The 25,910-nt window shown below is 72.4% G+C and carries 30 protein-coding genes; 18 read left to right on the forward strand and 12 right to left on the reverse strand.

All coding sequences use genetic code 11. The features are described from left to right. The first annotated feature begins 57 nt into the window (after nucleotides 1-57). Together lgt and C4T42_RS06865 are read left to right on the forward strand one after the other, a co-directional pair. Nucleotides 58-960: a prolipoprotein diacylglyceryl transferase gene (lgt, locus tag C4T42_RS06860; RefSeq protein ID WP_091977746.1), complete on the forward strand. Its 903-nt coding sequence runs from the start codon at nucleotides 58-60 to the stop codon at nucleotides 958-960. Next, nucleotides 957-2,027, forward strand: coding sequence for an SAM-dependent methyltransferase (locus C4T42_RS06865; protein ID WP_103984925.1), 1,071 nt, complete (start codon nucleotides 957-959; stop codon nucleotides 2,025-2,027). Before lgt ends, C4T42_RS06865 begins: the two co-directional genes overlap by 4 nt. A 41-nt stretch (nucleotides 2,028-2,068) precedes the next feature. Here the strand turns inward: C4T42_RS06865 and C4T42_RS06870 are convergent, their stop codons facing one another. Then, nucleotides 2,069-2,260, reverse strand: coding sequence for a hypothetical protein (locus C4T42_RS06870; RefSeq protein WP_012322302.1), 192 nt, complete (start codon nucleotides 2,258-2,260; stop codon nucleotides 2,069-2,071). Between the two features lie 144 nt (nucleotides 2,261-2,404). On the opposite strand from C4T42_RS06870, the gene pgeF reads away from it, so the two are divergent. The 3 genes from pgeF (at nucleotide 2,405) to C4T42_RS06885 (ending at nucleotide 5,220) form a co-directional block, all read left to right on the forward strand. Further along, a complete protein-coding gene (gene pgeF / locus C4T42_RS06875; RefSeq protein ID WP_103984926.1) occupies nucleotides 2,405-3,172 on the forward strand; it encodes a peptidoglycan editing factor PgeF in 768 nt (255 codons plus the stop codon). 267 nt (nucleotides 3,173-3,439) lie between these two features. Then, nucleotides 3,440-4,279 carry a porin family protein gene (locus tag C4T42_RS06880; RefSeq protein ID WP_103984927.1) on the forward strand — a complete coding sequence of 280 codons (840 nt, stop codon included), beginning with the start codon at nucleotides 3,440-3,442 and terminating at the stop codon, nucleotides 4,277-4,279. Nucleotides 4,280-4,476: 197 nt separating this feature from the next. Continuing rightward, the gene (locus C4T42_RS06885) at nucleotides 4,477-5,220 is read left to right on the forward strand and encodes a DUF2076 domain-containing protein (RefSeq protein ID WP_020090643.1); all 744 of its coding nucleotides are present in this window, start codon (nucleotides 4,477-4,479) and stop codon (nucleotides 5,218-5,220) included. A 100-nt stretch (nucleotides 5,221-5,320) separates the two neighbouring features. Here C4T42_RS06885 and C4T42_RS06890 read toward each other — a convergent pair whose 3' ends face one another. After that, nucleotides 5,321-6,121, reverse strand: coding sequence for a L,D-transpeptidase (locus C4T42_RS06890; protein WP_026604541.1), 801 nt, complete (start codon nucleotides 6,119-6,121; stop codon nucleotides 5,321-5,323). 272 nt (nucleotides 6,122-6,393) lie between these two features. On the opposite strand from C4T42_RS06890, the gene C4T42_RS06895 reads away from it, so the two are divergent. From C4T42_RS06895 to C4T42_RS06915, 5 genes are all read left to right on the forward strand, one after another. Beyond that, on the forward strand, nucleotides 6,394-7,110 hold the full coding sequence (locus C4T42_RS06895; protein WP_020090645.1) for a protein phosphatase CheZ: 717 nt from the start codon (nucleotides 6,394-6,396) through the stop codon (nucleotides 7,108-7,110). Nucleotides 7,111-7,184: 74 nt separating this feature from the next. Further along, entirely contained in the window at nucleotides 7,185-9,251 is a 2,067-nt protein-coding gene (gene uvrC / locus C4T42_RS06900) for an excinuclease ABC subunit UvrC (RefSeq protein WP_103984928.1), read from the forward strand. 73 nt (nucleotides 9,252-9,324) lie between these two features. Beyond that, nucleotides 9,325-9,924: a CDP-diacylglycerol--glycerol-3-phosphate 3-phosphatidyltransferase gene (pgsA, locus tag C4T42_RS06905; protein WP_020090647.1), complete on the forward strand. Its 600-nt coding sequence runs from the start codon at nucleotides 9,325-9,327 to the stop codon at nucleotides 9,922-9,924. A 54-nt stretch (nucleotides 9,925-9,978) separates the two neighbouring features. Further along, on the forward strand, nucleotides 9,979-10,230 hold the full coding sequence (gene moaD / locus C4T42_RS06910; RefSeq protein ID WP_103984929.1) for a molybdopterin converting factor subunit 1: 252 nt from the start codon (nucleotides 9,979-9,981) through the stop codon (nucleotides 10,228-10,230). A gap of 216 nt (nucleotides 10,231-10,446) precedes the next feature. After that, nucleotides 10,447-10,677: a hypothetical protein gene (locus C4T42_RS06915; protein ID WP_020090649.1), complete on the forward strand. Its 231-nt coding sequence runs from the start codon at nucleotides 10,447-10,449 to the stop codon at nucleotides 10,675-10,677. Between the two features lie 87 nt (nucleotides 10,678-10,764). Here the strand turns inward: C4T42_RS06915 and C4T42_RS06920 are convergent, their stop codons facing one another. Continuing rightward, the gene (locus C4T42_RS06920; protein WP_020090650.1) at nucleotides 10,765-11,541 is read right to left on the reverse strand and encodes an SDR family oxidoreductase; all 777 of its coding nucleotides are present in this window, start codon (nucleotides 11,539-11,541) and stop codon (nucleotides 10,765-10,767) included. Nucleotides 11,542-11,691: 150 nt separating this feature from the next. On the opposite strand from C4T42_RS06920, the gene C4T42_RS06925 reads away from it, so the two are divergent. Continuing rightward, nucleotides 11,692-12,105, forward strand: a complete 414-nt coding sequence (locus C4T42_RS06925) for a flagellar biosynthesis repressor FlbT (RefSeq protein ID WP_056531717.1) — start codon at nucleotides 11,692-11,694, stop codon at nucleotides 12,103-12,105. Between the two features lie 13 nt (nucleotides 12,106-12,118). Here C4T42_RS06925 and flaF read toward each other — a convergent pair whose 3' ends face one another. Further along, nucleotides 12,119-12,490: a flagellar biosynthesis regulator FlaF gene (gene flaF / locus C4T42_RS06930; protein ID WP_020090652.1), complete on the reverse strand. Its 372-nt coding sequence runs from the start codon at nucleotides 12,488-12,490 to the stop codon at nucleotides 12,119-12,121. Nucleotides 12,491-12,658: 168 nt separating this feature from the next. Here flaF and C4T42_RS06935 point away from each other — a divergent pair, with 168 nt between their 5' ends. After that, nucleotides 12,659-12,901, forward strand: a complete 243-nt coding sequence (locus C4T42_RS06935) for a hypothetical protein (protein ID WP_020090653.1) — start codon at nucleotides 12,659-12,661, stop codon at nucleotides 12,899-12,901. On the opposite strand, the gene C4T42_RS31885 is transcribed toward C4T42_RS06935, so the two are convergent. The 3 genes from C4T42_RS31885 to C4T42_RS06945 form a co-directional block, all read right to left on the reverse strand. Then, a complete protein-coding gene (locus C4T42_RS31885; protein ID WP_020090654.1) occupies nucleotides 12,902-13,039 on the reverse strand; it encodes a hypothetical protein in 138 nt (45 codons plus the stop codon). A gap of 88 nt (nucleotides 13,040-13,127) precedes the next feature. Continuing rightward, a complete protein-coding gene (locus C4T42_RS06940) occupies nucleotides 13,128-13,451 on the reverse strand; it encodes a hypothetical protein (protein WP_020090655.1) in 324 nt (107 codons plus the stop codon). A gap of 129 nt (nucleotides 13,452-13,580) precedes the next feature. Beyond that, nucleotides 13,581-14,090: a metallophosphoesterase gene (locus C4T42_RS06945; RefSeq protein ID WP_020090656.1), complete on the reverse strand. Its 510-nt coding sequence runs from the start codon at nucleotides 14,088-14,090 to the stop codon at nucleotides 13,581-13,583. Nucleotides 14,091-14,298: 208 nt separating this feature from the next. Here C4T42_RS06945 and C4T42_RS06950 point away from each other — a divergent pair, with 208 nt between their 5' ends. The 6 genes from C4T42_RS06950 (at nucleotide 14,299) to C4T42_RS06975 (ending at nucleotide 21,938) form a co-directional block, all read left to right on the forward strand. Further along, nucleotides 14,299-15,018, forward strand: a complete 720-nt coding sequence (locus tag C4T42_RS06950) for a cytochrome c biogenesis protein CcdA (protein ID WP_020090657.1) — start codon at nucleotides 14,299-14,301, stop codon at nucleotides 15,016-15,018. Between the two features lie 62 nt (nucleotides 15,019-15,080). After that, nucleotides 15,081-16,127, forward strand: coding sequence for a selenide, water dikinase SelD (gene selD / locus C4T42_RS06955; protein WP_103984930.1), 1,047 nt, complete (start codon nucleotides 15,081-15,083; stop codon nucleotides 16,125-16,127). Nucleotides 16,128-16,213: 86 nt separating this feature from the next. Next, a complete protein-coding gene (locus C4T42_RS06960; RefSeq protein ID WP_234082050.1) occupies nucleotides 16,214-18,190 on the forward strand; it encodes a glycosyltransferase in 1,977 nt (658 codons plus the stop codon). After that, nucleotides 18,187-19,326 (forward strand): glycosyltransferase, encoded by a 1,140-nt coding sequence (locus C4T42_RS06965; protein ID WP_103984931.1) that lies wholly within the window; start codon nucleotides 18,187-18,189, stop codon nucleotides 19,324-19,326. The genes C4T42_RS06960 and C4T42_RS06965 overlap by 4 nt, the downstream gene beginning before the upstream one ends. Before the next feature lie 280 nt (nucleotides 19,327-19,606). Further along, nucleotides 19,607-21,082, forward strand: a complete 1,476-nt coding sequence (locus C4T42_RS06970; protein ID WP_020090661.1) for a GumC family protein — start codon at nucleotides 19,607-19,609, stop codon at nucleotides 21,080-21,082. After that, nucleotides 21,075-21,938 (forward strand): WecB/TagA/CpsF family glycosyltransferase, encoded by an 864-nt coding sequence (locus tag C4T42_RS06975; protein ID WP_103984932.1) that lies wholly within the window; start codon nucleotides 21,075-21,077, stop codon nucleotides 21,936-21,938. The genes C4T42_RS06970 and C4T42_RS06975 overlap by 8 nt, the downstream gene beginning before the upstream one ends. 2 nt (nucleotides 21,939-21,940) lie before the next feature. On the opposite strand, the gene C4T42_RS06980 is transcribed toward C4T42_RS06975, so the two are convergent. The 5 genes from C4T42_RS06980 to C4T42_RS07000 all read right to left on the reverse strand — a co-directional run bounded on the left by C4T42_RS06980 (nucleotide 21,941) and on the right by C4T42_RS07000 (nucleotide 25,754). Continuing rightward, on the reverse strand, nucleotides 21,941-22,516 hold the full coding sequence (locus tag C4T42_RS06980) for an NUDIX hydrolase (protein WP_026604542.1): 576 nt from the start codon (nucleotides 22,514-22,516) through the stop codon (nucleotides 21,941-21,943). Between the two features lie 37 nt (nucleotides 22,517-22,553). Next, on the reverse strand, nucleotides 22,554-22,823 hold the full coding sequence (locus tag C4T42_RS06985; RefSeq protein ID WP_103984933.1) for a sulfurtransferase TusA family protein: 270 nt from the start codon (nucleotides 22,821-22,823) through the stop codon (nucleotides 22,554-22,556). Nucleotides 22,824-22,900: 77 nt separating this feature from the next. Then, on the reverse strand, nucleotides 22,901-23,242 hold the full coding sequence (locus C4T42_RS06990; protein ID WP_103984934.1) for a hypothetical protein: 342 nt from the start codon (nucleotides 23,240-23,242) through the stop codon (nucleotides 22,901-22,903). Nucleotides 23,243-23,340: 98 nt separating this feature from the next. Then, nucleotides 23,341-24,708 (reverse strand): glutamate--cysteine ligase, encoded by a 1,368-nt coding sequence (locus C4T42_RS06995; RefSeq protein WP_103984935.1) that lies wholly within the window; start codon nucleotides 24,706-24,708, stop codon nucleotides 23,341-23,343. A gap of 293 nt (nucleotides 24,709-25,001) precedes the next feature. Beyond that, the gene (locus tag C4T42_RS07000) at nucleotides 25,002-25,754 is read right to left on the reverse strand and encodes a 16S rRNA (uracil(1498)-N(3))-methyltransferase (protein ID WP_103984936.1); all 753 of its coding nucleotides are present in this window, start codon (nucleotides 25,752-25,754) and stop codon (nucleotides 25,002-25,004) included. Nucleotides 25,755-25,910 lie beyond the last annotated feature (156 nt).

Genomic DNA, 25,910 nt, shown 5'->3' on the forward strand with positions numbered 1-25,910 from the left:
CGGGCTTGACGCGTCGCCCCTCCGGCGTCCAATCCGGCCGCCCCGGAGGTGAGTTAGATGCCGCTCCTCGCCCTGCCCTTTCCGGCCATCGATCCGGTGGCGATCGCGATCGGGCCGATCACGATCAAATGGTACGCGCTCGCCTACATCGCCGGCCTGATCGGCGGCTGGTACTACGCGCGCCGCCTCGTCATGGCCGACAGCCTCTGGGGCGTGGTGAAGCGCCCGCAGGTCGTCGACATCGACGACCTCGTCGTCTGGGTGGCGCTCGGCGTCGTGCTCGGCGGGCGGATCGGCTACGTGCTGTTCTACAATCTGCCGATGTACATCGCCGATCCGTGGGAGATCCTGGCGATCCGCAACGGCGGCATGTCGTTCCACGGCGGCTTCATCGGGGCCATCCTGGCCTTCGTGCTGTTCGCCCGCGGGAAAGGTCTCAACGCCTACACGCTCCTCGATATCGGCGCCGTGGTGGTGCCGATCGGCCTGTTCTTCGGCCGGATCGCCAATTTCGTGAACGGCGAGCTCTGGGGCCGCGTGGCGCCGGACTTCCCCTACGCGATCGTGTTCCCGAGCGGCGGCCCGCTGCCGCGCCACCCGAGCCAGCTCTACGAGGCCGCCACCGAGGGCCTGCTGCTGTTCATCGTGATGGCGGTCAGCGTCCGCCGGTTCGGCTTCCGCAAGCCCGGGCTCCTCGGCGGCATCTTCGTCCTCGGCTACGCGCTGGCCCGGACCTTCTGCGAATTCTTCCGAGAGCCGGATCGCCAGCTCGGCTTCCTGTTCGGCGACCATCTCGGTCCGATGGGCGGCGGCGTGACCATGGGCATGCTGCTGTGCGTGCCGATGATGATCGTCGGCCTGACCTACATCGTGCTGGCCGCGACCGGCCGGACACGGCCCCGCCATCCGGTGGAAGCGCCGGCCGCCGAGGCCGCCCGCAAGGCGGCCGTCGAGGCGTGACCCCCCTCGGAACCGAGATCGCGGCGCTGATCCGGCAGAACGGGCCGATCGGCGTCGACCGCTACATGGCCCTCTGCCTCGGCCACCCGGTCCACGGCTACTACCGCACCCGCGATCCCCTGGGCGCTCAGGGCGACTTCACCACCGCGCCCGAGATCAGCCAGATGTTCGGCGAGCTGCTCGGTGCCTGGACAGCCTACGTCCGCGGCCCGATCGGGTCGCCGGATCCGCTCCTCCTGGTGGAGCTGGGGCCCGGCCGCGGCACGCTGATGGCGGACGCGCTGCGCGCGCTGCGGGCAGCGCTCCCGGGGGTGCGCGTGGCACCGCACCTCGTCGAGACGAGCCCGGTGCTGCGGGCCGCGCAGGCGCGCGCCCTCGCCGGGACCGGTGCCGCGTGGCACGACAGCGTCGAGACGCTGCCCGAAGGGCCGGCGATCATCCTGGCCAACGAGTTCTTCGACTGCCTGCCGGTGCGACAGTTCGAGCGCCGGCCGTCGGGCTGGCACGAGCGGCAGATCGGTCTCGATCCGGCGGGCGGCCTCGCTTTCGGCCTGTCGCCGGAGCCGGTCCCGGGCCTCGCGGCGGACGGCCCGGACGGCGCGCTGATGAGCGTGCCGGCGGCCGGGCTCGCGCTGATCCGCGCGCTGGCGCAGCGGCTGTGTTCCGAAGGCGGCGCCCTGCTGGCCATCGATTACGGCCATGTGCGTCCGGGCTTCGGCGACACCCTCCAGGCGCTGGCGGGACATCGCTTCGCCGACCCGCTGGCGGAGCCCGGCGAGGCGGACCTGACGCATCACGTCGATTTCGCCGCCCTCGCCCAGGCGGCGCGGGCCGAGGGCGCCGCGATCCACGGCCCCGTCGATCAGGGCGACTTCCTGGCCGCCCTCGGACTCGGGGCCCGTGCCGAGCGTCTGAAGGCACGGGCGAGCCCCGCGCAGGCCGCCGCGATCGACGCTGCGGCCGCGCGCCTGACCGATCCGGCCCGGGGCGGGATGGGAAGCCTGTTCAAGGTGCTGGCGGTGAGCGGCCCGTCCGTCGGGCCGCTCCCGGGATTTCCGGGGCTCTGAGCCGCCGGGACGATGCGCGGCCCCGTACGGGCCGGCTACTCTCAGCCGAAGGAGCCGAAGCCGGAATCGGTCTGGCTGGCGGGCCGCGGAGTCGGCGGCGCGGGCGGGTTGAGGTCGGTCGGGTCGAAGGCGGCGGGCTCTCCCGTGACGGGGTGGGCAGGCGCGCTCGGAATCCGGGGCTCTTCGGCCTCGGGCGTCTCTGGCAGGGCGTCGGTCTCGATCCCTCGTGACATCGCGATCCTTCTCAAGGCGGAGCCGGATCGGCTCCGTACTGCAATGCAGCAAGAATCTGACGGTTGAACGACATCGTCAAGGGTCCGCCCTTGCGCTATCGGGGCGCGACAGGGGCAAGCGCGAGGCCGACCGTGACCGCAGGCATGTTCATCGAGGCGCCGGAACTCTCCGCCCATGCGGGCGTGCGCCACGCCTTCTTCACCCGCGTCGGCGGGGTCTCCGAGGGCCTGTACGCGTCGCTCAACGGCGGCCTCGGCTCCCAGGACGCGCCGGAGCGCGTCGCCGAGAACCGGGCGCGGATGTGCGCGCAGTTCGGCCTGCCGCGGGACCGGCTCGTGAGCCTGTATCAGGTCCACTCGGCCGATGTGGTCACCGTCGAGGCCCCCTTCGCGGCGGAGCGGCCGAAGGCTGACGCCATGGTGACGCGGATTCCGGGCCTGGCGCTCGGCATCGCCACCGCGGATTGCGGGCCGATCCTGTTCGCGGATCCCGAGAACGGCGTCGTCGGCGCCGCCCATGCCGGCTGGAAGGGTGCGCTCACCGGCGTGATCGGCGCGACCGTGTCGGCGATGGAGGCGCTCGGGGCGCGGCGCAGCCGCATCGTCGCCGTCCTGGGACCGACGATCGGTCAGGCCTCCTACGAGGTCGGTCCGGACTTCGTCGCGCGCTTCGGGAGCGATGCCCCCGGCATGGAGCGCTTCCTCGGCCCCGGCACGCGGCCGGGGCACGCCCAGTTCGATCTTCCGGGCTTCATCCTGGCCCGGCTCGGCGAGGCCGAGATCGGCGAGGCCACCGCACTCAATCTCTGCACCTACGCCGATCCGGAGCGGTTCTACAGCTACCGGCGGACCACGCATCGCGGCGAGGCGGATTACGGCCGCCTGATCTCCGCGATCACGCTGGTGCCCTGACGAGCCAGTGCGGCCTCGGACAGGGGCTGCGACACTTTGTCGATTCCCGGCCCGAAAAAAAGCGTAGCCGTAAATGAACCTTGGCCATTCGACCGCGTTTAGGGGTCAAGGTGCCGGGGAAAACGGCGGGTTGCCACAAGGGGCCGCGAGAGCGGTCGGCGACACCGCGGAGCGCAAAGCAACCCTGGAACCGCTGGAACGCAGCCAGATCCGGTTCCGCAACCGTCCGCCCGTGGGACGGCGCGGACCACCAGTGAGGACCAGATCATGAAATCCATGCTCCGTGTGACCACGGCCCTCGCGGGCGTCGCCTTCGCGGGTTCGGCCTTCGCCGCCGACCTGCCGCGCCGCGCCGCCCCGCCGCCGGTGTTCACCCCCGTCCCGGTCTTCACCTGGACCGGCGCCTACTTCGGTATCAACGCCGGCTACGCCTTCGACGCCAGCGACCGCAACACCGGCAACACCTTCGCCGTCCCCTTCCCCTACGCCGCCCCCGGCACCGTCGCCTCCTTCCGCAACCGCAGCCAGGACGGCTTCTCCGGCGGTGGTCAGATCGGCTACAACTACCAGTTTACCCCGGGCTCCGGTGTCGTGATCGGCTTCGAGGCCGACGCGCAGTACCTCGACTTCGGCCGCAGCCGGAACAACGCCTTCATCTCCGGCGCGCTGGCCCCCGGCTACTACGTCACCGACCCGCGCGGCCTCTCCAGCCTCGACTTCTTCGGCACCGTCCGCGGTCGCCTCGGCTACGCCTTCGACCGCACCCTCGTGTACGGCACCGGCGGCTTCGCCTACGGCTCGGGCAGCGCCGACCGCTCCTTCGGTGGCTTCGCCGGCAACGACAGCTTCCGCACCGGCTGGGCCGCCGGCGGCGGCATCGAGTACGCCCTGCCCACCGACTCGTTCCTGAACTTCTTCCGCTCCTCGGCCGTGACGCTCAAGGTCGAAGGCCTGTACGTCAACCTCGACCGCGGCACCCGCAACCAGGGCGCGTTCGTCATCAACGCCGCCAACAACTTCCCGGTCGTCTACAGCGGCGTCGGCCGCCGCGACGACCAGTTCGCCGTCGTCCGCGCCGGCCTGAACTACAAGTTCGGCACGTTCTAGGATCGCGTCGGCGCGGCCGCGGCCGCGCCTTACACTCGGCATGCAGGAAGCCCGGCCGGCAGGTCGGGCTTCTCGCGTTTCGGGATAGGCGGATGAAGTTTTCGCAATCCCCCTGACAAAGCGTCGCCGCGCACCCATGTCCTAGCTGCCATGCGGCGCGTTCGGGCCCGCGGGTGAGATTCGAGGAGGACGACTCCATGAACAGCGAAGAACGCGACGTCATTTCGGGAATCTTCCAGCGGCTGGAGCAGGCGCAGACCCAGCCCCGCGACGCGGAGGCGGAGCGCTTCATCGCCGACAAGCTCCGCGCGCAGCCCTACGCGCCCTACGCGATGGCGCAGCTGATCTACGTGCAGGAAGAGGCGATCAAGAGCCTCAACCAGCAGCTGGAGCAAGCTCGTAGCCAGGCGGCTCCGGCCCAGTCCTCCGGGGGTGGCGGCTTCCTGTCGAGCATCTTCGGCGGCGGCAGCCAGCAGCGCCAGGAGCCCCAGCCGGGCTACGGCCAGCCGCGTCCGGGCGGCCAGCCCTGGGGCAACCAGGGCGGCCCGCCGCAGGGTTACCCGCAGCAGGGCGGCTACCCGCAGCAGCAGGGTGGCCCGTGGGGCGGCCAGCCCCAGGCGCCGGCGCGCGGCGGCGGCTTCATGGCGACGGCCCTGCCCATGGCGGCCGGCGCGGCGGGCGGCATGCTCCTCGGCAGCGCCCTGTCGAACGCCTTCGCGGGCGGCCATTCGAGCCTCGGCAGCGCCGCGGCCGCCGGTCTCGGCGGCGGGGGCGAGACCGTCGTCAACAACTACTACGGCGACGGCGGCAACCAGGATCTCGGCTCGGCCCTCGACAACAGCGGCGGCGACATGGGCAGCTTCCAGGACGCCGGCTACAGCGATCCGGGCGGTGATTTCGGCGGCGACCTCGGCGGCGGCGACGACAGCGACTGGACCTGATCGTCCCGGATAGGCAGCGGAAGGCCCGGTCGCGTCAGGCGCGGCCGGGCCTTTCTCGTATCCAGAAGGTCCGATCCGCGACCGGGGCCGCGTCGGCCGCTCAGAGGACCTCGACCCGCGTCCCCACCGGCACGCGCTCGTAGAGATCGATGACGTCGTCGTTCATCATGCGGATGCACCCCGACGAGACCGACTGCCCGATCGTGTTGGGCTCGTTCGTCCCGTGGATCCGGTAGAGCGACGAACCCAGGTAGAGGGCGCGGGCGCCCAGCGGGTTCTCCGGGCCGCCGGCCATGTGGCGCGGCAGGTCGGGACGGCGGGCCAGCATCTCGGCCGGCGGCGTCCAGTCCGGCCACTCCGCCTTGCGGCTCACCGTCTTCAGCCCGCTCCAGGCGAAACCGGGGCGGCCGACGCCGATCCCGTAGCGCAGGGCGCGCTGCCCGGCCTGCACCAGGTAGAGATGCTTTCCGGCGGTGTCGATCACGATCGTTCCGGGCTTCTGCCGCCCCGTGAAGGCCACTTCCTGGCGCTGGTACTCCGGCGAGACCGCGCGGCCGATCCGGCCCGGATCTCCCTGGGGCGCACCGTAGGGCTGAGGGGCGCCGGAAGCCTGGCCATAGGGCTGGCCGTAAGCCTGCCCGTACGCCTGCCCGTAACCTTGCGCCGGCTCCGGCTCGACCGGCACCAGCTCGCCGGAATAGGCCGCGACGCGCTGCTGCGGCGCCGCGCGCTGCGGCCAGCCGCGCCCGGGCGCGCCGCCGGCGCTGCCGGTGACGAGATACTCGATCAGGCCGCCGCCGTAGCCGCCCTCGGCGTAGCGCGCCTGCTGCGCCCGGGCGGGGCCGCACAGCACGAACGCGGCCGCGGCCACCCCCATTCCCAGACGGACTGAACGCCGCATCGTCGCATGCTCCCGAGCCGGTGCCCGTGCTCCCGGCCCGCGAACGATCCCGTCGAATTTTACCGAATCCGGTGAACGAACGTGGTGAATCGCCGGGGCGGCCCGGCCCGTCCCCGGCCCGTCGCGACCAGCGTGAATCGGCGGTTAAGCCCCGACGGGGCCCTGGGCCCCCAGGCGCAGGGGGCCGGCGGTAAGAAGCTCGGCAGTCACAGTCCGCTAACCGTTATGGTAGACAGTCGCGGCGACGGAACCCGAACGCTCACGCCCGGACGATGACCCAGAAGCGCTATCGCATCGAAGACAGTCTCGGGCTTCCCGCGGCTCCCCCTCCCGGACCCGGGGCGTCCGCCTCGAGCGAGCGCCTGGAGGAGATCTTCAACGCCATCCAGGACTTGCGCCGCGTCACGCAGATGAGCGCGAGCGAGACCATCGAGTCGTGCCGCCGCGAGCTGCACGAGGCGCTGGCGATGCGCACCGAGCTCGACGTGATGAAGGAGGCGATCACCCGCACCAAGTCGGAGCTGGCGACGCTGCACCGGACCGAGAACACCGGCAAGGGCATGCGCCGGGCGGCCGACGAGCTCGACGCGGTGGTCGACTCGACGGAGCGCGCCACCACGCAGCTCCTCGGCGCGATCGAGGAGATCGAGAGCCACGCCGGCATGCTCAACGCCGCGACGCTGCCGCCCGGCACGAAGCAGCACGTCGACGTGATCCTCGAGCGCGTGATCACCGCCTACGAGGCCTGCAACTTCCAGGACCTGACCGGCCAGCGGATCACCAAGATCGTCAGCGTGATGAAGTTCATCGAGGAGCATCTCGACCGGCTCATCGCCACGTGGTCGGAACTCGACAGCTTCAAGGAGCTCATCACCGTCATGCCGGTGCCGACCTCCCTGGACGACGAGAGCTCGCTGCTCAACGGGCCCAAGCTCGACCACGACATCGGCCACGTCGACCAGAGCGACATCGACTCGCTGTTCGACTGATCGAGCCGACCGGGCGCGCGATTTTTGTCGCCGCCCCGGTCCCCCTGGCGGTCCGGAACGCTTAGATCTGCGGTATGAGCCGCAGAGCCCTCTCAGACCTGCCCCCCGACACCTTCGACGACGGCCGCGACGCCGAGCGGGACGAGGCCGCCGACGAGCCGGAAGCCGGCCTCCCCGAGACGGAGGCGCCGGAGATCGATTTCGACTTCGAGCCGGGCGCCGTCCAGGCCGGAACCGAGGTGATCCGCCGATTCTGGTCGACCCTGCCGTCCTCGCCCGGCGTCTACCGGATGTTCGACCATCGCGGCGACGTCCTCTACGTCGGCAAGGCCAAGAACCTGAAGGCGCGGGTCGGCTCCTACGCGCGGGGCCAGGCGCACTCGAACCGCATCGCCCGGATGATCTCGCAGACGGCGGCGATGGAGTTCGTCACCACGGCGACCGAGACCGAGGCGCTCCTCCTCGAAGCCAACCTGATCAAGCAGCTGAAGCCGCGCTTCAACGTGCTGATGCGGGACGACAAGTCGTTCCCCTACATCCTGGTCACCGACGACGGCCCCGCCCCGCAGATCGTCAAGCACCGGGGCGCCCGGCGCCGGAAGGGCAATTATTACGGCCCGTTCGCCAGCGTGTGGGCGGTGAACCGGACGGTGAACGCCCTGCAGCGCGCCTTCCTGCTGCGCACCTGCACCGACAGCTACTACGAGAACCGCACCCGGCCCTGCCTGCTCTACCAGATCAAGCGCTGCTCCGGCCCCTGCACCGGTGAGATCGCCGCGGACGACTACGCGGCCATGGCGGATTCCGCCCGGGCGTTCCTCGCCGGCAAGTCGAACGCCGTGAAGGACCGGATGCGCGCCGAGATGCAGGAGGCGTCCGAGGCGATGGAGTTCGAGCGCGCCGCCCGGTTCCGCGACCGCATCGCCGCCCTGTCGGCGATCCAGGGCGTGCAGGGGGTCAACACCCAGGGCGTCGAGGAGGCGGACGTGTTCGCCCTCGACGAGCAGGCCGGCCAGTTCTGCATCGAGGTGTTCTTCTTCCGGAACTTCCAGAACTGGGGCAACCGCGCCTATTTCCCGAAGGCCGACCGGACGATGACGCCCGACGAGGTGCTGGGCTCGTTCATCGGCCAATTCTACGACGACAAGCCCGCCCCCAGGACCGTGCTGACGAGCCACGCGATCGAGGACGCGGAGCTGGTCGCGGCGGCCCTGTCGAGCCGGGTGGAGTACCGCGTCGAGATTCACAGGCCGAGCCGCGGCGAGCGGAAGAACCTCGTCGACTACGCCCAGCGCAACGCCAAGGAGGCGCTGGCGCGGCGCCTCGCCGACACGGCCTCGCAGGGCAAGCTCCTCGCCGCCCTCGGCCAGGCCTTCGGGCTCGACGGGGCGCCCCGCCGGATCGAGGTGTACGACAACTCGCACATCATGGGCACGAACGCGGTCGGCGGCATGATCGTCGCCGGCCCGACGGGCTTCATGAAGGCGCATTACCGCACGTTCAACATCAAGTCCGAGGATCTGACCCCCGGGGACGATTACGGCATGATGCGCGAGGTGCTGCAGCGGCGCTTCAAGCGGCTCGTGAAGGAGGCGCCGCGCACGGAGCGCGAGGCGGCCGTGGCCGCCGCCGAGGGCGGCGTGCCGGAGCCGGTGCCGGCCCCGGCGGAGGAGAGCGAGGCGTTCCCGGCCTGGCCGGACCTCGTGCTGATCGACGGCGGCAAGGGCCAGCTCGACGCCGCGCGGGCGGCGCTGGAGGAGGTCGGCGTGGCGGGCGTGCCGCTCGTCGGCGTCGCCAAGGGCCGCGACCGGGATGCGGGCCGGGAGACGTTTTTCGTGCCCGGGCGGCCACCCTTCAAGCTTCCGCCGCGCGACCCGACGCTCTACTTCGTGCAGCGGCTCCGCGACGAGGCGCACCGCTTCGCCATCGGCAGCCATCGGGCCAAGCGGAAGCGTGAGATGGTGAAGAATCCGTTGGACGAGATCGCCGGCATCGGTCCGAGCCGCAAGCGCGCGCTGCTGCACCACTTCGGGACCGTGAAGGCGATCGAGCGCGCCGCCTTCGAGGATCTGGCCAAGACCCCGGGCGTGAACGCCGCCACCGCGCGGGCGGTCTACGACTTCTTTCATGCCGGCGCCTGAGAACCCGGCCGCGATGGCCGAGGCGGAGTCTGGGGCGTTGACGCCCGGGGCCCACTCTGATTTCACCCCTCCGATGAACGCCGTCCTTCCCCGACGACGGTCGCCGGCCTGGACGCTCGCGAATTGCCTGACCTACGGGCGCCTCGTTGCCGTGCCGGTGATGGTCGCGCTGCTGTTCTGGCCCGAATCCCACACGGCGCGGTGGACGGCGCTGGGGGTGTTCGTCGCGGCCGCGATCACCGACTACCTCGACGGGTACGTCGCCCGCACCTACCACCAGAGTTCGGCGCTCGGCCGGATGCTCGATCCGATCGCCGACAAGCTGCTGGTCTCGGCGTGCCTGCTGATGCTGGCGGCGGACCACACCATCGTCGGCTCGAATATCTGGGCGGCCATCGTGATCCTGTGCCGCGAGGTGCTGGTCTCCGGCCTGCGCGAGTATCTGGCGGAGCTGAAGGTCGGCGTGCCGGTCAGCCGGATCGCGAAGTGGAAGACCACCGTGCAGCTCCTGGCCCTCGGCTTCCTGGTGGCCGGTCCGGCGGGCGAGACGGTGCTCCCGGGAACCGAGCCGATCGGCCTGACGCTCCTGTGGCTCGCCGCCGCGCTCACGCTCTGGACCGGGTGGGACTACATGCGGGCCGGGATCAAGCACGTCATCGACGATCCGCGCTGAGGGATCCGTCTCCGGGACGCGCGGTCCCTGCCCTGTCTCCGGTACGGTGATGCGATGAAGCTCGTCTATTTCGCCTGGGTCCGCGAGCGGATCGGCCGCTCCGAGGAGGAGCTGGTGCCGCCGCCGGAGGTGGCCACCGTCGCCGATCTCGTCGGTTGGCTCCGGGGCCGGGGCGAGGAATACGCCTACGCCTTCGAGGATGCCGGCGTCGTCCGCGCCGCGATCGACCGGGCCCACGCCAAGCCGGACGCGCCGATCGCGGGGGCCCGCGAGATCGCCTTCTTCCCGCCGATGACCGGCGGCTGAGACCCGGCCGCGCCGCGCACGTAGTTCGCCGGGGTTGCAACGGGTCGGCTTCCGCGGTCATTGGCGCCGTCGCTCCGGCTGCACCTCATGCCGAACGGCGCGCGGGCCGAGCCAAGTTCTCTACGGGTTCGGCCCGCCTCAGGACGCGACACGCCGCGGAACGCCCAAGCTGGCATTGCCGTTATCCGCTACCGAAATCGGTATTGGAGTTTCAGCATGCGCATGACCTTGCTCGCGACCGCCGCCCTGTTGAGCCTCGGCGCCGCCGCGCAAGCCCAGACCACGGTGATCGAGCGCGACCGCCCGGCCGTCGTCGTCGACCGCCCGGCCTCCGAGTCGAAGTCCGTGACCGTCCACGACCACGGCGACGGCTGCGTCACCAAGACGGTGCGCAAGGAGAACGACATGGGCGACTCGAAGACCGTCAAGAAGGAGACCTGCGACTGAGGCAGGAAAGCGGGCCGGGCCGGAGCGCCGTCGACGCCTCCGCCCGGCCGATCTTTTGCCCGGCCGCTTGGTTGCCCGGCGCCGGTCCTAGCGCCAGCCCGCGTCGATGAAGTACGCGTGGGCCGTACACATCCGGGCATCGTCCGAGGCCAGGAACAGGACCAGCGCGGCGACGTCGGCCGGCTGGATCCGACCGTTCAGGCACTGCGCGGCGACGATCTCCGCCTCGCCCTCCGGCGAGTACCATCGCTCCTGGCGGGGCGTCTGAACGTTGCCCGGCACGATCGCCGCCACCCGGATGTTGTCGCGGCCGAGGTCGCGGGCGAGCGCCCGGGTCATGCCCTCGATCGCCGCCTTGGCGGTCTGGTAGAGCGGCATCTCCGTCAGCCCGAGATGCCAGCTGATCGATCCGAAATTGAGGATCACGCCACCGCCGGCGCGGCGCATGGGTGGGACCGCCGCCTGGGCCGCGAAGAACAGGTGGCGCAGATTCACCGCCATCCGGTCGTCCCAGTAGGCGGGCGTCACGTCCGCGAGAGCGTGGCGGTCGTCGTTGCCGGCATTGTTGATCAGGATGTCGAGCCCGCCGAGGGCCGTGTCGGCCTCGGCCACCAGCGCGCGGACCGCCTCGATATCGGTCAGGTCGCAGCGCCGGTAGAGCGGGGCGTGCGCGGCGCCGGGCGCGAGGCGCGCCACCACGGCGCGGGCCGCGTCGTCGGCGATATCGAAGAACAGGACGCGGGCGCCCTGCCCGACGAAGGCCTCCACCAGCCCCTCGCCGATGCCCGAGGCACCGCCGGTCACGAGGACGCGCTTGCCGGCGAGGCTGGGATACCGCGCGCGCTGATCGCCCTTCGCCGTCATCGATCCTCCTCGACGTGGCTCGCCCGGCCGGAATTTGTCTGAGTTTACCATCATGGCAACCCGCGGCAACGGCGGCGCCGCCGTCCGACATTCGCGAAACGTTAACGGTTCGCGAATGAGATCGCCGGGTCTTCTAGAAAGGAACACCCGATGCCCCTGCGCCTGGAACTCAAGCCGTTCGAGCGGTTGATCATCAACGGCGCGCTGCTCCGCAACGGCGACCGTCGCTCGACCTTCCTGATCGAGACGCAGTGCAAGTTCCTGCGCGAGAGCGAGATCATCACGGAGAGCGAGGCCGACACGGCCTGCAAGCGTCTCCACCTGACCCTGACGGTCATCTACCTCGCCGACGACCCGACGCAGGGCATCGACCTGTTCTTCCGGCAGGCCACGGACTTGCTGGGACTCGCGCCGGCCGCCGCCGGGCAGATCGCCGCGATCGCCCAGGCGGTGGAGGCCGGCGAGTATTACCGGTCGCTCAAGCTGAGCCGCAAGCTCGTCGAGTGGGAGGCGGCCGGCGCCGAATCGCCGGCCGAGGTGCCGGACGCCGCGGCGGCTCGCTGACCGGCACGCGGCCTCAGCCGGGATTGCCCTGCAGGCCGGCGGCGATGTGATTGTTGATCGACACGAGCGTGGCGATCTTCTCCGGCGTGGGAGCGATCATCGTGTCGATGCAGCTCTGGAGCACGAACACGCCCAGGCGTCCGACGCCCTGCTTCACGTCGGCGGGGAGCGGGTTCTCCGCGGACGTCGCCTCGGAGGTCAGCAGCGTCCAGACCCGCTGGTTGAACGACAGGGCCTCGTTGATGCGCCCGGCGTCGCCGCTGGCGAGCCCCTGGCTGGCGCCGATCAGCTTCTGCGCCGCCTTGAGCAGCACGGCGGATTCGGCTTCGCGGGGCGACAGCGCGCTGTGGGAGGTCTTGGCGTAGGCGTTGGCGGCGTAGTTCATCGGCGGTCCAGCCCCGTCGTCGGGCCTGCCACTGAGGCAAGCTAGCGCGTAGCTGTCGCAGATCAGGAGTTAAAAGCGCGTGAGCGCCGCATCCGCCATGATGCCGCCGGGTTGGTTATCGACGACGCTGTGCGGCCGAAAGGAACCGGCCCCCGGACCCCAACCCCGATGTTGAATTTCGTTCTCGGAACTGTTGCCGGCGGCCTGATCGCCTGCGTGCTGACCATCGCGGCGGCACGGCAACCCGAAGTGCAGTCCCGACTGGGCCTCGTGCCGGTGGCGCCGGCGACCCTGGCGGCGGTCACGAAACCGGCCGAGCCCGATTGCGGACGGAGGACGGAGCCGACCCCGAAGATCGGCTCCCAGGAGATGCTGTTCAACCGCCAGAGATTCTGGTCGGTCGCACCGTAATCAGAACGTGCCGATCAGCATGAGCAGCATCGTCGTGGCGACGGTGGTGCTGACGAAACCGCACAGGGCGGCCGCGAAGGACGGACCGGTGCGGGTGACGGTGGGCTCGATGTCGTTCGAGAGCGTGGCGGGGGTCATCGGCGCAGAACCTTCTCGGCGACCAGCGTCGCGCGTATCGGGGTGATGCTTCAGGAACGGGACGGCCGAGGTGCGATCGCGCACCCGGTCAGTCGCAGCGGTTGATTTTCTTGGCGATCCGCAGACCCCGCAGCTCGCTGCGGAGGTCGATGGCCACGACGCCCTCTCCGCATCGCTCGAACGCGTCGCGGGCATCGTCGTAGCGGTCGCCCACCTCGTCGAGCGTGTCGCAGACGCGGTCATGGTTGCCCAGGCGGGCTTCCTGACGCGCCTGGAAGCGCAGGGCGTTCGCCTCGTCGACCTTGCGCTGGGCTTCGATGCAGGACGGCAGGGCCGACGCGGCGGAAGTCAGGGCGAGGCCTGCCAGGAGGCTGGCGAGGCAGCGGGTCAGAGTGACCAACTTGGCACTCACGGGAACACTCACACACGGTTTGTGATGGCAGATCCGCGGGCGGTCCTGCCGGGCTTCTCGGAGCGGCTCAGGTCCACTCCTTCTCTGTCCGCTGAAACAGTGAAGCTGACGTGAAAGTTCCGCCCCGAATCACCGCTTCCGGCGCAGTCGGGAGGTCAGGATTGCGGAGAGTGGCACGGGGGCCGCACCCATCGGATCGACGCCGACATCGTACTGCTTCGGCATCGGCTTGAGCTTGCCGTGGCTGTGGCCGTGGAGGTTCAGCGCGCCCCGGCTCATGCCGTTCCAGGTACGGAACGCGTAGTGGCAGAGCACCACCATCCGCCCCTCGACGGCGAGTTCCGCGTAGTGCCGGACCGACGCCCAGCCGGGCGCCGTCAGCGTGTCCGGCCCGTCGTTGTTTCCGACGATCAGGTGCTTCTCGCCGTTCAGTCCGGCGAGGATCGCGCGGATCCGGTCACCGCTCGGCCCGAGGGCGAAATCGCCGAGGTGCCAGACCGTGTCGCCGGGCGCGACCGTCGCGTTCCAGGCCGCGATCAGGCCGGCATCGTGGGCCTCGAGATCCGGGTAGGGCCGGTGATCGAAGCGCAGCGCGCGCGGGTCGCCGAAATGCGTGTCGCCCGTGAAGAAGATGGTCACCGGTCCGCTCCGCCTCGCCTCAGCGCCTTCCTGTGCGCCTTCCTCGGCGCCTTCCTCGGCGCCTCGCCCGGCAACGCCGCCGGACTGCCGCCGAAAGCGGCGCGCGGCCGCGTTGTTCCCGCCGGCCCGCGTCCGCCTGGCGCGTTGACGGCCCGCGCGCCAGGGTCGAAGCCTCGTCGGGCGAGGCGCCAGCGGGAGGGCACGGGGCATGCTGGGAACGGTGGGGTTCGCGTTCCTGGCCGGCCTGCTCTCGGTGCTCTCGCCCTGCGTGCTGCCACTGATCCCCATCGTGCTCGGCACGGCGGCGGCCGAGCATCGCCTGGGTCCGGCGGCTCTGGCGGCCGGCCTCGCCATCGCCTTCACGGCCATCGGGCTGTTCGTCGCGACGATCGGCTTCACCGTCGGGCTCGACGGCGACGTGTTCCGGCGCGCCGGCGCGGTGCTCCTGGTGCTCCTGGGCGTCGTGCTGATGCTGCCGCGGCTCCAGGCCCGGGTCGCGACGGCGGCCGGCCCGGTCGGCGCCTGGGCGGAGGACCACTTCGGCGGCGTCGGCTCCGGGGGATTGCCCGGCCAGTTCGCCGTGGGCCTGCTGCTCGGCGCGGCCTGGAGCCCCTGCGTGGGACCGACCCTGGGGGCGGCCTCGCTCATGGCGGCGCGGGGCGAGCATCTCGGGGGCGTCGCCTTGACCATGCTGGCCTTCGGGATCGGCGCCGCGGCCCCGCTGATGCTCCTGGGCCTCGTCTCCCGCGAGGCGCTGCTGCGCTGGCGCGGCGGCCTCGCTGCGGCCGGCCGGGCCGCGAAGGCCGCGCTCGGCGCCGTGATGGTCGTGCTCGGGCTGCTGGTGCTGACGGGCCTCGACAAGCGGGTCGAGGCCGCGGCCGTCGCGGCCTCGCCGGACTGGCTCAACGCGGTGACGACGCGCTACTGACTCCGCGAAGACCCGGCGAAGACCCCGCGAAGACCCCAGGTTATCCGGAACGGAGTTCGGCCATGAGCGATGCCCCCCGCCTGACCAGTCTCGCCCACGGCGGCGGCTGCGGCTGCAAGCTCGATCCGGCCACCCTGCGCCAGCTCCTCGCCCAGCAGCCGGCGGCGGGCCCGTTCGAGCGGCTCCTCGTCGGCAACGAGACCGCGGACGACGCGGCGGTGTGGGAACTGGAGGACGGCACCTGCCTCATCGCCACCACGGACTTCTTCACCCCGATGGTGGACGACCCCGTCGATTTCGGCCGGATCGCCGCGACGAACGCCATCTCGGACGTCTACGCCATGGGCGGCCGGCCGCTGTTCGCGCTGGCGATCCTCGGGATGCCGCTCGGCAAGATCGACCCCGAGGTGGTCGCGCGGATCCTGCGCGGCGGCGCGGAGCAATGCGCTGCGGCCGGCATCCCGGTGGCGGGCGGCCACTCGATCGACGCACCGGAGCCGATCTACGGTCTGGCGGTGATCGGGACCTGCCGCCGCGAGGCGGTGCGGCGCAACGCCGACGCGGTGGCCGGGGACGCCGTCCTGCTCACCAAGGCCCTCGGGGTCGGGGTCTACTCGGCGGCGATCAAGCGGGCGACCCTCGACGAGGCCGGCTACCGCGACTTCATCGCGACCACGACGCTGCTCAACCGGATCGGGACCGATCTCGCCGCCGAGCCCGCCGTGCACGCCCTGACCGACGTGACCGGATTCGGCATCCTGGGGCACGGCCTGGAGATCGCCCGCGGCGCCGGCCTCACGCTCACCCTCGAGGCCGACGCCCTTCCCCTGCTGCCGCAGGCGGAGGCGCTGGCGCGCGCGGGCGCGGTCACCGGCGCCTCGCACCGCAACTGGGCGGCGTTCGGCGAGGCCGTGGACCTGCCGGCCGACTTCCCCGAGTGGCGCCGCCATCTCCTGACCGATCCGCAGACCTCGGGCGGGCTGCTGGTGACCTGCTCGGCCGACCGGGCCGACGCGATCCTGGCGCGCATCCGGGCGGCCGGCTACCCGGCGGCGGCCCGGATCGGCCGGATCGAGGCCGGCCCGGCGCGGATCCGCGTGTCGGCCTGACGGGCCGCCCGCCCCGAGAGGCAATCTTCAACCTTCCCGTCCACTCTGCCGCCCCGCACGAGACCCGAGCCGCCGCCAGAGCCGCCGTGACCGACGCCGCAGACATGTCACCGCCCGCCCACGGCGTCGCCGGCTGGCCGTTCGGGCGCAGCGCCGGCGCGCCGGCCCGTCCCGCGTCGCTCCCCGACGGGCGTCCGTGGCCGCGGATCCGCGTCGTCACGGTGGCCGGCGCGGGTGCCGCGCTCGCCGAGACCGTCGCGTCGGTCCTGCGCCAGGGCTACCCGGAACTGCGGCACGACCTGCTCGACCCGGCGGCCGGCCGCGCCGCGGCGGCGCGCATCCTGTCGGTTCCCGATCCGGAGCACCTGTTCTGGCTCCGCGCCGGCGACCTGCTCGCGCCCGGTGCGCTGACCGCCCTGGCGCTGGAGGCCGCGCTCACCGGCGCCGACGCGGTGGCGGGGCTGCGCGTCCTGTTCGACGACGCCGTCCGCGGCCTCGACGGCCCCGGGGCCGCGGACGGCGGGATCCTCTGGCGGCGGGACGCCCTCGCGCACGCGATCCTCGACGCCGACGGGACGCTCGACGCCGCCTCCGCCTGGTCGGCGATCCCCGCCGATCGGCGGAGCCTGATCGGCCGCCCGATCCTGCTCCACAGGCTCGACGCGCCGCCGCCCCCGCCCGCCGCCGGCCTGTCGATCGTGTCGCTGACCGGGACCGGAACCCGCGGGGGCGCGGGCGTGGCCCAGCGCCGCCTCGCCGAGGCGCTGACGCTCGCGGGCCACCGGGTCGCGGAGGTGACGCTGAGCGGACGCCCGGAGGCCGCCGAGTGGCGCGACGACTTCCCGCAGGCGGAGGCCGCGGTCGCGGCGGCCGCCCCCGATCTCGTCCTCGCCGGCAACCTGCACGGCGCCACCCGCAGCCTCGACGTCGTCGGCCGCCTGGCGCGGCGCGGTCCGGTCGGCCTCGTGCTGCACGACCTCTTCCCCCTGACGGGCCGGTGCGCCCACCCCCGCGACTGCGGGCGCGCCGCCTCCGGCTGCGACGCCGCCTGCCCCGGCCCGGACGAGTACCCGGAGCTGGCGCCCGGCCGGATCGCCGGGATGCACGAGCGCAAGCGCGCGGTGCTCGCAGGCGCCGCGCCCGGATCCCCGACGCGACCCTCCGCGCCCTGGCTGCTGGCCAATTCCGACTGGACGCTGGCGCGGGCGCGCGAACTCGCCCCGCCCGGCAGCGTGATCGAGCCCGTGCGGCTGGCCTTCCCGACCGCCGTGTTCCGGCCCGGCGATCGCGCGGCGCTGCGCGGCACGCTCGGCCTGCCGGCCGACGACGTCCTGATCCTCGTCTCCTCGGTCATCGTCGACGGGCCCGACAAGGGCTTCGCCGATCTCCGGGCCGCGCTCCAGGCCGTGGCGGGCCCGGGCGTCGGCGTGGTGGCGGTCGGCCGGCTCGACGACCCGGCCCGGCTCGGCGTCGCGAACCTGTACGCGCCCGGCCTCATCGCCGACGAGGCGCTCCTGGCCGCGTGGTACGGGGCCTGCGACCTCCACGTCACCGCCAGCCGTCACGAGACCCTCGGGCAGACGCCGATCGAGGCCGGCCTGTGCGGGGTGCCGACGCTCGCCTACCGCACCTCCGGCCTGACCTCGGCCGTGATCGACGGCGTGTCGGGCCGCCTCGTACCGGTGCGGCCGGGCGCCCTCGCCGAGGCGCTGGCGGCGCTGGTCGGCGACAGCGAGGCGCGCGCGCGGCTCGGCGCCTTCGCGCGCATCGCCCTGGAGAGCCGCTACAGCCCGGCCGCCTCCGCGCTGTCGCTGGACGCGGTCTTCCGGCGTCACGGTCTGCCGAGCGCCCCGACGGGCCCGCGCTTCGCCCCCGGGATGCTCGGGCACTTCCCCTTCGCGGCGGACCTGCGGGCGGGCGCGGCCGGCACCGTCCCGGCGATCTCGCGCCCGCTCGTGCGCCGGCTGCGGCGGGCCAAGCAGATGGTCTTCGGGCGTCGGATGCCGCTCCTCGTGCGCCGGTGCCTCTACCTCGCCGGCGCGCTGCGCCGGAGCCAGACGTGACGGCCCGCGGCGACAGGGCCGGCGACAATGCGGGCGGCGCGCGGGCGGCGCCGACTCGGCGACGGATCTACCTCGATCAGACCCATCTGCGCGCCCACGTGACGGGGATCGAGCGAGTCACCCTCGACCTGTTCGCCCCGGACCGGCTCGCCCCGCACGCGGTGCGGCCGGTGACCGCGGGCTCCCTGCCCGGCATGGTCGCCGCGCAGCAGCTCGGCCTGCCGGCGCGGGCGCTGATGGATCGGGACGCCCTGTTCCTGTTCCCGGGCTTCCCGCCCGGGCCGCTCTGCGCCGTCGCGGCGTCGCGCTGCCTGCTCTACGTCCACGACACCTTCCTGCTCACGCGGACGGAGGATCTGAGCCTGCGCAGCCGGCTCTACATGAGCCCCAGCTTCGCCCTGGCCCTGCGCTGGTGCCCGAACCTGTTCGTTAACAGCCGCACCACCGGGGCGGACGTGCGCGCGCTCTGCGCCCGACGCGCCCGCGTCGCCCTGCTGCGCCCCCCCGTCCGCGACGCCTTCGGGCTCGCGCACCTGCCGGGACCGGCTGCCTACGCGCCGGGCCGGCCGCTGCGCATCCTCGCCATCGGCACCATCGAGCCGCGCAAGAACTATCCGGCGACCCTCGCGCTGACGGCGGCGCTCATCCGTGCCGGTATCCCGGCGGAGCTCCACCTCGTCGGCCGGGTCGGCTGGGGACAGCACGCCTTCCTGGACGCACCGCCGCCGTTCCTGCACCGCCACGGGTACCTCGCCGACGCCGAGCTGCGCGCCCTCGCGGGGTCGTGCCACCTGCTGGTCTCCACCTCCAAGGCGGAGGGGCTCGGCCTGCCGCTGCTGGAGGTGCAGCACGGCGGCCTTCCGGTGGTGGCGCCGGACGACCCGGTGTTCCGGGAGGTCCTGGGGGCGTCGGCCCTGCTGATCCGGCCGGAGGAGCCCGACGCGGCCGCGGGCGCCCTCGCCGGCTGGATCCGCGACGGCGCCCTGGCCCGCGCCGCCGGAATGAGTCGGGCCAACGTCGCGCGCTGGAACGCGATCGCGGCCGAGGACGGCGCGCGCTTCCGGCGCTTCCTGGCCGGCGATCCCGCGGCTTACGATGCGCTGGAGTCAATTGTCGCACACGCGGGCACCGCCTGAGGCGGCCTGCGTAGTCCCCAACAAATCGGGAACTTTTCACGCCCGATTGTCGTGACAGTCAGGACTGCATCTGTAAGCGATATCTGCCAGCTTCCTGAAGCAAGTGCCGCATCGGGGCGACACTACTGGTCCGGTATGTTGATTGCTGGGCTCCCGAAGAAGGCAGCGCCTCGGGCGGGCACCTGTTCCAGATCGGCACGGAGCTGGTCAGAAAGGGAACGGGCGACGGGGCGGGTGACGGGCGGCGGTCTCCGCCGAGGCAGGTCAGGGAGCGAGGCGTATGTTCGACTTCTCGACGCGGATGAGCGGCGAACGGCCCGTGCGGATGGTGCTGCCGCAGGTCGCGCCGCCGACGGACGGCCGCGTGATCCTGCGGCGGCTGTGGCGCGGCAGCGGCTTCATCGTGCTGGGCGGCCTGTTCATGGTCGCCGTCGCGGTGGCGCTCCTCGGCCTGATCCCGCCCCGCTACACGTCGAGCATCCAGATCCTAGTGGATCCGAGCGACCTGCGCGTCGTCGAGAACGACGTGAACGCGCGCCAGCCCCAGGCCGACAGCGGCGTGTCGATCGCCGAGAGCCAGGTGCGGGTGATCCAGTCCGACAGCGTCCTGCGCCGGGTGATCGCCAAGCTCCACCTCGACCAGGACGACGAGTTCGTGCTGCCGGACGGCAACAACCCGACCCTCACCTGGATCAAGGGCGCGCTGGGCATGCTGCCCCCGCCGGCGAGCCGCGACCCGGTCTTCACGGCCCTCGACACGCTGCAGAACCGGCTCACAGTCCGGCGGGCCGAGCGGACCTTCGTGATCGACGTCTCCGTTCAGTCGCGCGATCCCGAGAAGGCCGCCCGCATCGCCAACGCCGTCGGCGACGCCTACTTCGCCGAGGAGGCCGCGGCCCGGACCGAGACCGCACGGCGCGCCTCCGACGCCCTGGCGGGGCGGCTCAACAGCCTCAAGCGCGACGTCGAGCAGGCCGAGAGCGCCGTGGTGCGCTACCGCGAGGATCACAAGCTCGTGGCCGCCAGCGGCCGCCTGCTCACCGACCAGCAGCTCGGCGACCTGAACCAGCAGCTCGTCACCGCCTCCATCAAGACCGCGGAGGCCAAGTCGCGCCTCGATCAGGCGCGCCGGATGCGCTCGTCGGATCCCAGCACCGCCCTTCCCGAAATGCTGCAGAGTCTGGAGATGCAGGCCCTGCGGCAGCAATACGCCACGCTGTCCCGCAACACCGCGGAGCTCGCCACCCGCCTCGGCGAGCGCCACCCGGCCATGGCCGAGCAGTACGCCCAGCAGCGCGACCTGCAGCGCCTGATCCAGCGCGAGAAGGAGCGGATCATCGAGACGACCCAGAAGGATTACGACCGCGCCGCCGCGAGCGAGGCCGCGATCCGGGCCAATCTCGACCGGGTGAAGAACGAGACCGCGTCCAGCGACCGGGCCTATGTCGGCCTGCGCGAGCTGGAGCGGACCCTCGACGCCCGCCGCGGCATCTACGAGGCCTATCTGAAGCGCGCCCGCGAGGCGAGCGAGCAGGAGCGGCTCAACACCACCAACGTCCGGATCATCTCGGCCGCGGTCCCGGCGCGCCAGCGGACCTTCCCGCCCTCCCCCAAGATCGTCCTGCCGGTGGCGCTCGTCCTCGGCCTGCTGCTCGGCGGCGGCATCGCCCTGCTGCTCGGCGCCGACAGCGACCGTCGCCGCAGCCTGCGCGCCGCCACCCGGCCGGCCGCGAGCTTCCGGGCCGCCGATGCGTGACATCGGCGAGATCAGCCTCTACCTGGGCGCTATGGATCCGGTCCTCGGGGAGGCACACACGGTGAGCGCCCCGGCCCCCGCGGCGTCCGGATCGCCGCAGACGGGCGCGACCGTCGAACTCTTCGGCTACCGGTTTCACACCGGTCCCGCCGCGACCCTCGTGGCCGACGTCGCGGCCCGGCGTGACGGCCGCCCGCGCATGATCGTGACGGCGAACGTCGATCACATCGTCCAGCTCAGCGAGAACGCGCCGTTCCGCGAGGCCTACGCGCGCGCCGCGGCCCGGACCCTCGACGGGATGCCGCTGGTCTGGCTGGCCCGGAAGGCGTGCGGCCAGCCCGTTCACCGGATCACCGGCCACGACCTCCTGGGCTGCGTCCTGGCCGACCCGCCGGCCTTCGCGCGGCGGGTCTTCTTCGTCTCCGCCCGACAGGACGCGGCGGACGCGCTGGCGACCCGGCTGCAGGCAGCGGGCCTTCCGCCCGGCGCCGTGACGAGCGCCGTGCCACCCTTCGGCTTCGAGCACGACGCGGCCTACAGCCGCGCCCTGGCGGAGCGGATCCGCGCCCACGGGACGACGCTGCTGGTGATGGGCGTCGGCGCGCCCAAATCCGAGATCTGGGTGGATCGCCACGGCCAGACGCTCGGCGAGCCGGTGGTCTTCTGCGTCGGCGACGCCCTCAACGTCGCCGCCGGGTTCCTGCCGCGCGCCCCGCGGCTGATGCAGCGCCTCGGCCTCGAGTGGATCTACCGGTTCCTGCAGGCGCCGCGCCGGCTGTTCCGGCGCTACTTCATCAAGTCGTGGCGCTTCATCGGCCTCGCCGCGCGCGACCAGTTCCGGCGGCGCGCCGGCTGACCTCAGCGCCGCTCCGCGAACAGGTCCGGCCGCCGCAATTGGAGCGCGAAGAGCAGCGTCAGCGACTTCATGTCGGTGATCGCGCCGCGGCGGCCCATGGCGGCCAGCTCCGGCAGCGGGATCTCGTGGACCGCCACGGCCTCGCCCTCGGCGGCGAGACCGCCGCCGGTGCCGGTCCGGTCGGCCTCGCCGTAGGCGGCGAGGAACAGGTCCATCCGCTCCGTGGAGATCCCCGGCATCGACCAGGCGCTGGCGACGAAGTCGAGGGCGCTGAGGCGCAGGCCCGTCTCCTCCATCGCCTCGCGCCGCGCCTCGTCCTCGGAGGCGCCCTCGTCGAGGAGGCCGGCCGGCACCTCGATGTGGCTCGGCGGCCCGCCCGAGTAGAGGACCGGCGCCCGGAACTGCGAGACGAGCGTGGCGACCCGCCGCTCCGGATCGTAGGGGAGCACCGCGACCGCCCGGCCGTGATCCTCCATCTCCCGGGTGATGCGGCTCCCGTCCTCCTGCATCACCTCGGCGACGAGGTAGCGCGCCCAACCGTCATGTACGAGGCGCACGCCCCCGATCCGTGGTGCCATTCCGATCTCGCCCTGCTCCTGGAGCCCGACGGATCGTTCAGGAATGCGGCGGCCTTGCGGACACGGTGATGCGGAAGCGCAGGCGCCCCGCGGGCGGCCCGTCCAGGCGCTCGGCGGCGTCGAGGCGGGCGCCCTCCTCGCGCACGAGGTTGGGGATGTCGAGGGCGGCCAAGGGGTCGGTGCAGGTCACCACCAGCGTCCGGCCGGCAGCGAGGCCGCGCAGCGCCTTCCGGGTGTGCAGGACCGGGAGCGGACATTTCAGGCCGCTCAGGTTGAGGTCGACGCAGTCCGGATCCTCGTCCCGCACGCCGGAAGCTCCCGAACCGGCGCGGATGCCGGCCCGGCGGTCTTAGGCACCGCCGCGCCCCGGCGCCAGCGGCGTCCTCACCACACGTGATAGCCGAAGGCGGGTCCGGAATAGCTGTCCGGCGCCGTCCAGACATAGCAGGGACCGTTGTAGCCGTACTCGAAGCCGCGGCTCGGGACCGGCGCGTAGGCGTAACCGTAGCCGAACGGCGCGGGATAGCCGTACTCGCCGTAGTAGCTGTACTGCGGCCGCCCCCGCGCGGCCACGGTGCCGGCGATGCGGCCGCCGGCTCCGGTGTGCCAGCGACCCGGCGTCGGACCTGAGCCCTGGAACGGCGCCAGGTCGGCCGCCCGCGCCGTGCTCACGGCCGCCGGAACGGAAACCATCCCGGCGAGGATGACGGAGATGATGCGGGTCATGATTCGGCCTCTCCCCGGGCGTCGCGCCATGTCGGAACGTTCCATTAGCACGTTCCAACGGCGATTCGCGCGGGCGGCGTGAGCCGCTCAGCCGGATGCTAGAAGACGCATTCCGTGAAGGCCGGACGCACGCAGGCGCCCCAGCGCCCCTCGTAGTCGGCGAGGAGATCCTCGGCCCGCGTCCGCCCGGCCGCGACGACGGCCTCGAGCGGCTGCAGGTAGATCACCTCGTCCCGGCCCTCGGCGTCGCGGCGGCCCCGCGCCCGGAGGCCCGCGCGGGCGATCGCCAGGGCCTCGGCGGCGACGGCCCCGAGCGTGGTATTGGCCACCGGCGTCGCGAGCCCCAGCCGCGGCGCCGTGGCGCGGGCGGCCTCGCGGTTGGCGAGGCTCCACCCCTTCACGAGGTCGAGGGCCGCGTCGAGGGCCGCGTCGTCGTAGAGGAGACCGGTCCAGAAGGCGGCCTGGGCGGCGATCATGCCGGGGCCGCCGACATCGGCGCCTCGCATCTCCAGGAAGCGCTTGAGCCGCACCTCGGGGAAGGCCGTGGAGGCGTGGTTGGCCCAGTCCGAGACCGTGGCGAACTCGCCCGGCAGCTGGGGGAGCTTGCCGGCCATCAGGTCGCGGAACGAGGCGCCCGACACGTCGTGGTAGGTGTCGCCCCGCTTGACGAAGTACATCGGCATGTCGAGCAGCCAGTCGACATAGGCCTCGTAGCCGAACCCCGCGTCGAAGGCGAAGGGCAGCATTCCGGTCCGGTGGGCGTCCGTGTCGCGCCAGATCTCGGACCGGCGCGACAGGAAGCCGTTCGGCCGGCCGTCGGTGAAGGGCGAGTTGGCGAAGAGCGCGGTCGCGACCGGCTGCAGCGCCAGGGACGCGCGCATCTTGCGCACCATGTCGGCCTCGGAGGCGAAGTCGAGATTCACCTGCACGGTGGCGGTGCGCAGCATCATGTCGAGACCGAGGGACCCGACCTTCGGCATGTAGCCGGCCATGATCCGGTAGCGGCTCTTGGGCATGACCGGGGTCTCGTCCCGGCGCCATTTCGGGCTCATGCCCAGCGTCAGGAAGCCGATGCCCAGGGGATCGGCCACCCGCTTCGCCGCGGCGAGGTGCGTGGCGAGTTCCGCCGCCGTGGCGTGCACGTCGGGGAGCGCCGCGCCCGACAGCTCGAACTGGCCGCCGGGCTCGATCGAGATCGCGCCGCCCGCCTCCGCCGACAGGCCGATGATGTTGCCGAGATCGAGGATCGGCTCCCAGCCGGTCTCGCGGGCGAGCCCCTCCAGGAGCGCCCGGATGCCGCGGTCACCCTCGTAGGGAACCGGCGCCCGGGTCTCCCGATAGAACGGGATCTTCTCGTGCTCGGTGCCGATCGCGAAGCGCGCGCGCGGCTTCTCGCCCGCCGCGAACCATTCGATCAGTTCGGCGCGCGTGGTGAGCGGCGTGGTGTCGTTGCTGTCGCGCGCCATGCGCTGCCTGCCCGTGCGTCTGACGTGTGCCTGGGAACGGGCGCGCCGGACTGCTCCGGCGGATCCACCCGGTACAAACCCGCTCTCGCGAGCGGGATCCGGGCGGACACCCGCCCCCGACCCCGATGAGCACGCGGCGCAGGCGGCGTCCGATCCGGGACATAATCGAGCCGCCGTGAACCCACAACGCGGCGGTCTCGACCGGCGCGCCGCTTCACGTCTGATCCGTGGAAACAATCGACCGGCGCGGTCCTTCCATGTGCGCGGGCACACATGGATCGGGGCGGCGCGCGTCAGCGCGCGTCGCCGAGCACCGCCTGCACCAGCGACAGCACGGCGACGGCGGCGGTGTCGGCCCGCAGGATGCGCGGCCCCAGGGAGAGCGCCACGGTGTTCGGCCGCGCCCGGATCAGCGCCCGCTCCTCCTCGGAGAAGCCGCCTTCGGGACCGACCAGCACGGCGAGCGGAGGGGGCGGCAGCGGGTCGCCGGCCGCCCGCAGGGCCGCCACCGGGTCGCGCACGGGCGCGTCCTCGTCGCAGAACACGAGGAGCCGCCCGGGCGCGAGGCCCGCGAGAGCGGCCGGCAGGCGCTCGGGCTCCGGACAATCGGGAATCGCCAGGATCCCGCACTGCTCGGCGGCCTCGACCGCGTTGGCCCGCAGCCGGTCCATGTTGACGCGATCGCCCTGCGTGAACCGGGTGATGACCGGTCGGATCGTTCCGGCCCCCATCTCCACCGCCTTCTGCGCGAGATAGTCGAGGCGCGCGCTCTTCAGCGGGGCGAACAGGTAGTGAAGGTCGGCGGGCGCGGGCTGCGGACGCGTCTGCGCGGCGACGTGCAGGTCGGCGCCCTTGCGCCCGGTCTGGACCAGATGGGCGCGCCACTCGCCGTGGCGGCCGTTGAAGACCAGGACCGGATCGTCCGGCCCCCGGCGCAGCACGTTGAGCAGGTAGTTCGCCTGAGCCCGGTCGAGGGGCAGAATCACCCCCGCCGCGAGATCGGCCGCGACGTGGAGGCGCGGAGCGGTGAAGTCATAGGCCGGCATGGCGGCGTGGTCGCGCGGGCCGGCGGGCCTGTCAACGCGGGGACCGCGACCGAAAGTGTTGCCGAATGGTTACGAGCCCCGGTTTTCGGCAGCCAGTCCACCGGTGCATGGCGCAGCCGGTTTGCCGCTCGAATGACGCCACAATCCTATGGCGAA

The sequence above is a fragment of the Methylobacterium sp. 190mf genome, assembly GCF_900107945.1.
Classification (GTDB): Bacteria; Pseudomonadota; Alphaproteobacteria; order Rhizobiales; family Beijerinckiaceae; genus Methylobacterium.

Bases quoted from the DNA above. Each gene is read 5' to 3' on its own strand.
- lgt (WP_091977746.1), top strand. From the start codon at position 58: ATGCCGCTCCTCGCCCTGCCCTTTCCGGCCATCGATCCGGTGGCGATC.
- C4T42_RS06870 (WP_012322302.1), bottom strand. From the start codon at position 2,260: ATGTCACGAGGGATCGAGACCGACGCCCTGCCAGAGACGCCCGAGGCC.
- pgeF (WP_103984926.1), top strand. From the start codon at position 2,405: ATGTTCATCGAGGCGCCGGAACTCTCCGCCCATGCGGGCGTGCGCCAC.
- C4T42_RS06880 (WP_103984927.1), top strand. From the start codon at position 3,440: ATGAAATCCATGCTCCGTGTGACCACGGCCCTCGCGGGCGTCGCCTTC.
- C4T42_RS06885 (WP_020090643.1), top strand. From the start codon at position 4,477: ATGAACAGCGAAGAACGCGACGTCATTTCGGGAATCTTCCAGCGGCTG.
- C4T42_RS06890 (WP_026604541.1), bottom strand. From the start codon at position 6,121: ATGCGGCGTTCAGTCCGTCTGGGAATGGGGGTGGCCGCGGCCGCGTTC.
- C4T42_RS06895 (WP_020090645.1), top strand. From the start codon at position 6,394: ATGACCCAGAAGCGCTATCGCATCGAAGACAGTCTCGGGCTTCCCGCG.
- uvrC (WP_103984928.1), top strand. From the start codon at position 7,185: ATGAGCCGCAGAGCCCTCTCAGACCTGCCCCCCGACACCTTCGACGAC.
- pgsA (WP_020090647.1), top strand. From the start codon at position 9,325: ATGAACGCCGTCCTTCCCCGACGACGGTCGCCGGCCTGGACGCTCGCG.
- moaD (WP_103984929.1), top strand. From the start codon at position 9,979: ATGAAGCTCGTCTATTTCGCCTGGGTCCGCGAGCGGATCGGCCGCTCC.
- C4T42_RS06915 (WP_020090649.1), top strand. From the start codon at position 10,447: ATGCGCATGACCTTGCTCGCGACCGCCGCCCTGTTGAGCCTCGGCGCC.
- C4T42_RS06920 (WP_020090650.1), bottom strand. From the start codon at position 11,541: ATGACGGCGAAGGGCGATCAGCGCGCGCGGTATCCCAGCCTCGCCGGC.
- C4T42_RS06925 (WP_056531717.1), top strand. From the start codon at position 11,692: ATGCCCCTGCGCCTGGAACTCAAGCCGTTCGAGCGGTTGATCATCAAC.
- flaF (WP_020090652.1), bottom strand. From the start codon at position 12,490: ATGAACTACGCCGCCAACGCCTACGCCAAGACCTCCCACAGCGCGCTG.
- C4T42_RS06935 (WP_020090653.1), top strand. From the start codon at position 12,659: ATGTTGAATTTCGTTCTCGGAACTGTTGCCGGCGGCCTGATCGCCTGC.
- C4T42_RS31885 (WP_020090654.1), bottom strand. From the start codon at position 13,039: ATGACCCCCGCCACGCTCTCGAACGACATCGAGCCCACCGTCACCCGC.
- C4T42_RS06950 (WP_020090657.1), top strand. From the start codon at position 14,299: ATGCTGGGAACGGTGGGGTTCGCGTTCCTGGCCGGCCTGCTCTCGGTG.
- selD (WP_103984930.1), top strand. From the start codon at position 15,081: ATGAGCGATGCCCCCCGCCTGACCAGTCTCGCCCACGGCGGCGGCTGC.
- C4T42_RS06970 (WP_020090661.1), top strand. From the start codon at position 19,607: ATGTTCGACTTCTCGACGCGGATGAGCGGCGAACGGCCCGTGCGGATG.
- C4T42_RS06975 (WP_103984932.1), top strand. From the start codon at position 21,075: ATGCGTGACATCGGCGAGATCAGCCTCTACCTGGGCGCTATGGATCCG.
- C4T42_RS06980 (WP_026604542.1), bottom strand. From the start codon at position 22,516: ATGGCACCACGGATCGGGGGCGTGCGCCTCGTACATGACGGTTGGGCG.
- C4T42_RS06990 (WP_103984934.1), bottom strand. From the start codon at position 23,242: ATGACCCGCATCATCTCCGTCATCCTCGCCGGGATGGTTTCCGTTCCG.
- C4T42_RS06995 (WP_103984935.1), bottom strand. From the start codon at position 24,708: ATGGCGCGCGACAGCAACGACACCACGCCGCTCACCACGCGCGCCGAA.
- C4T42_RS07000 (WP_103984936.1), bottom strand. From the start codon at position 25,754: ATGCCGGCCTATGACTTCACCGCTCCGCGCCTCCACGTCGCGGCCGAT.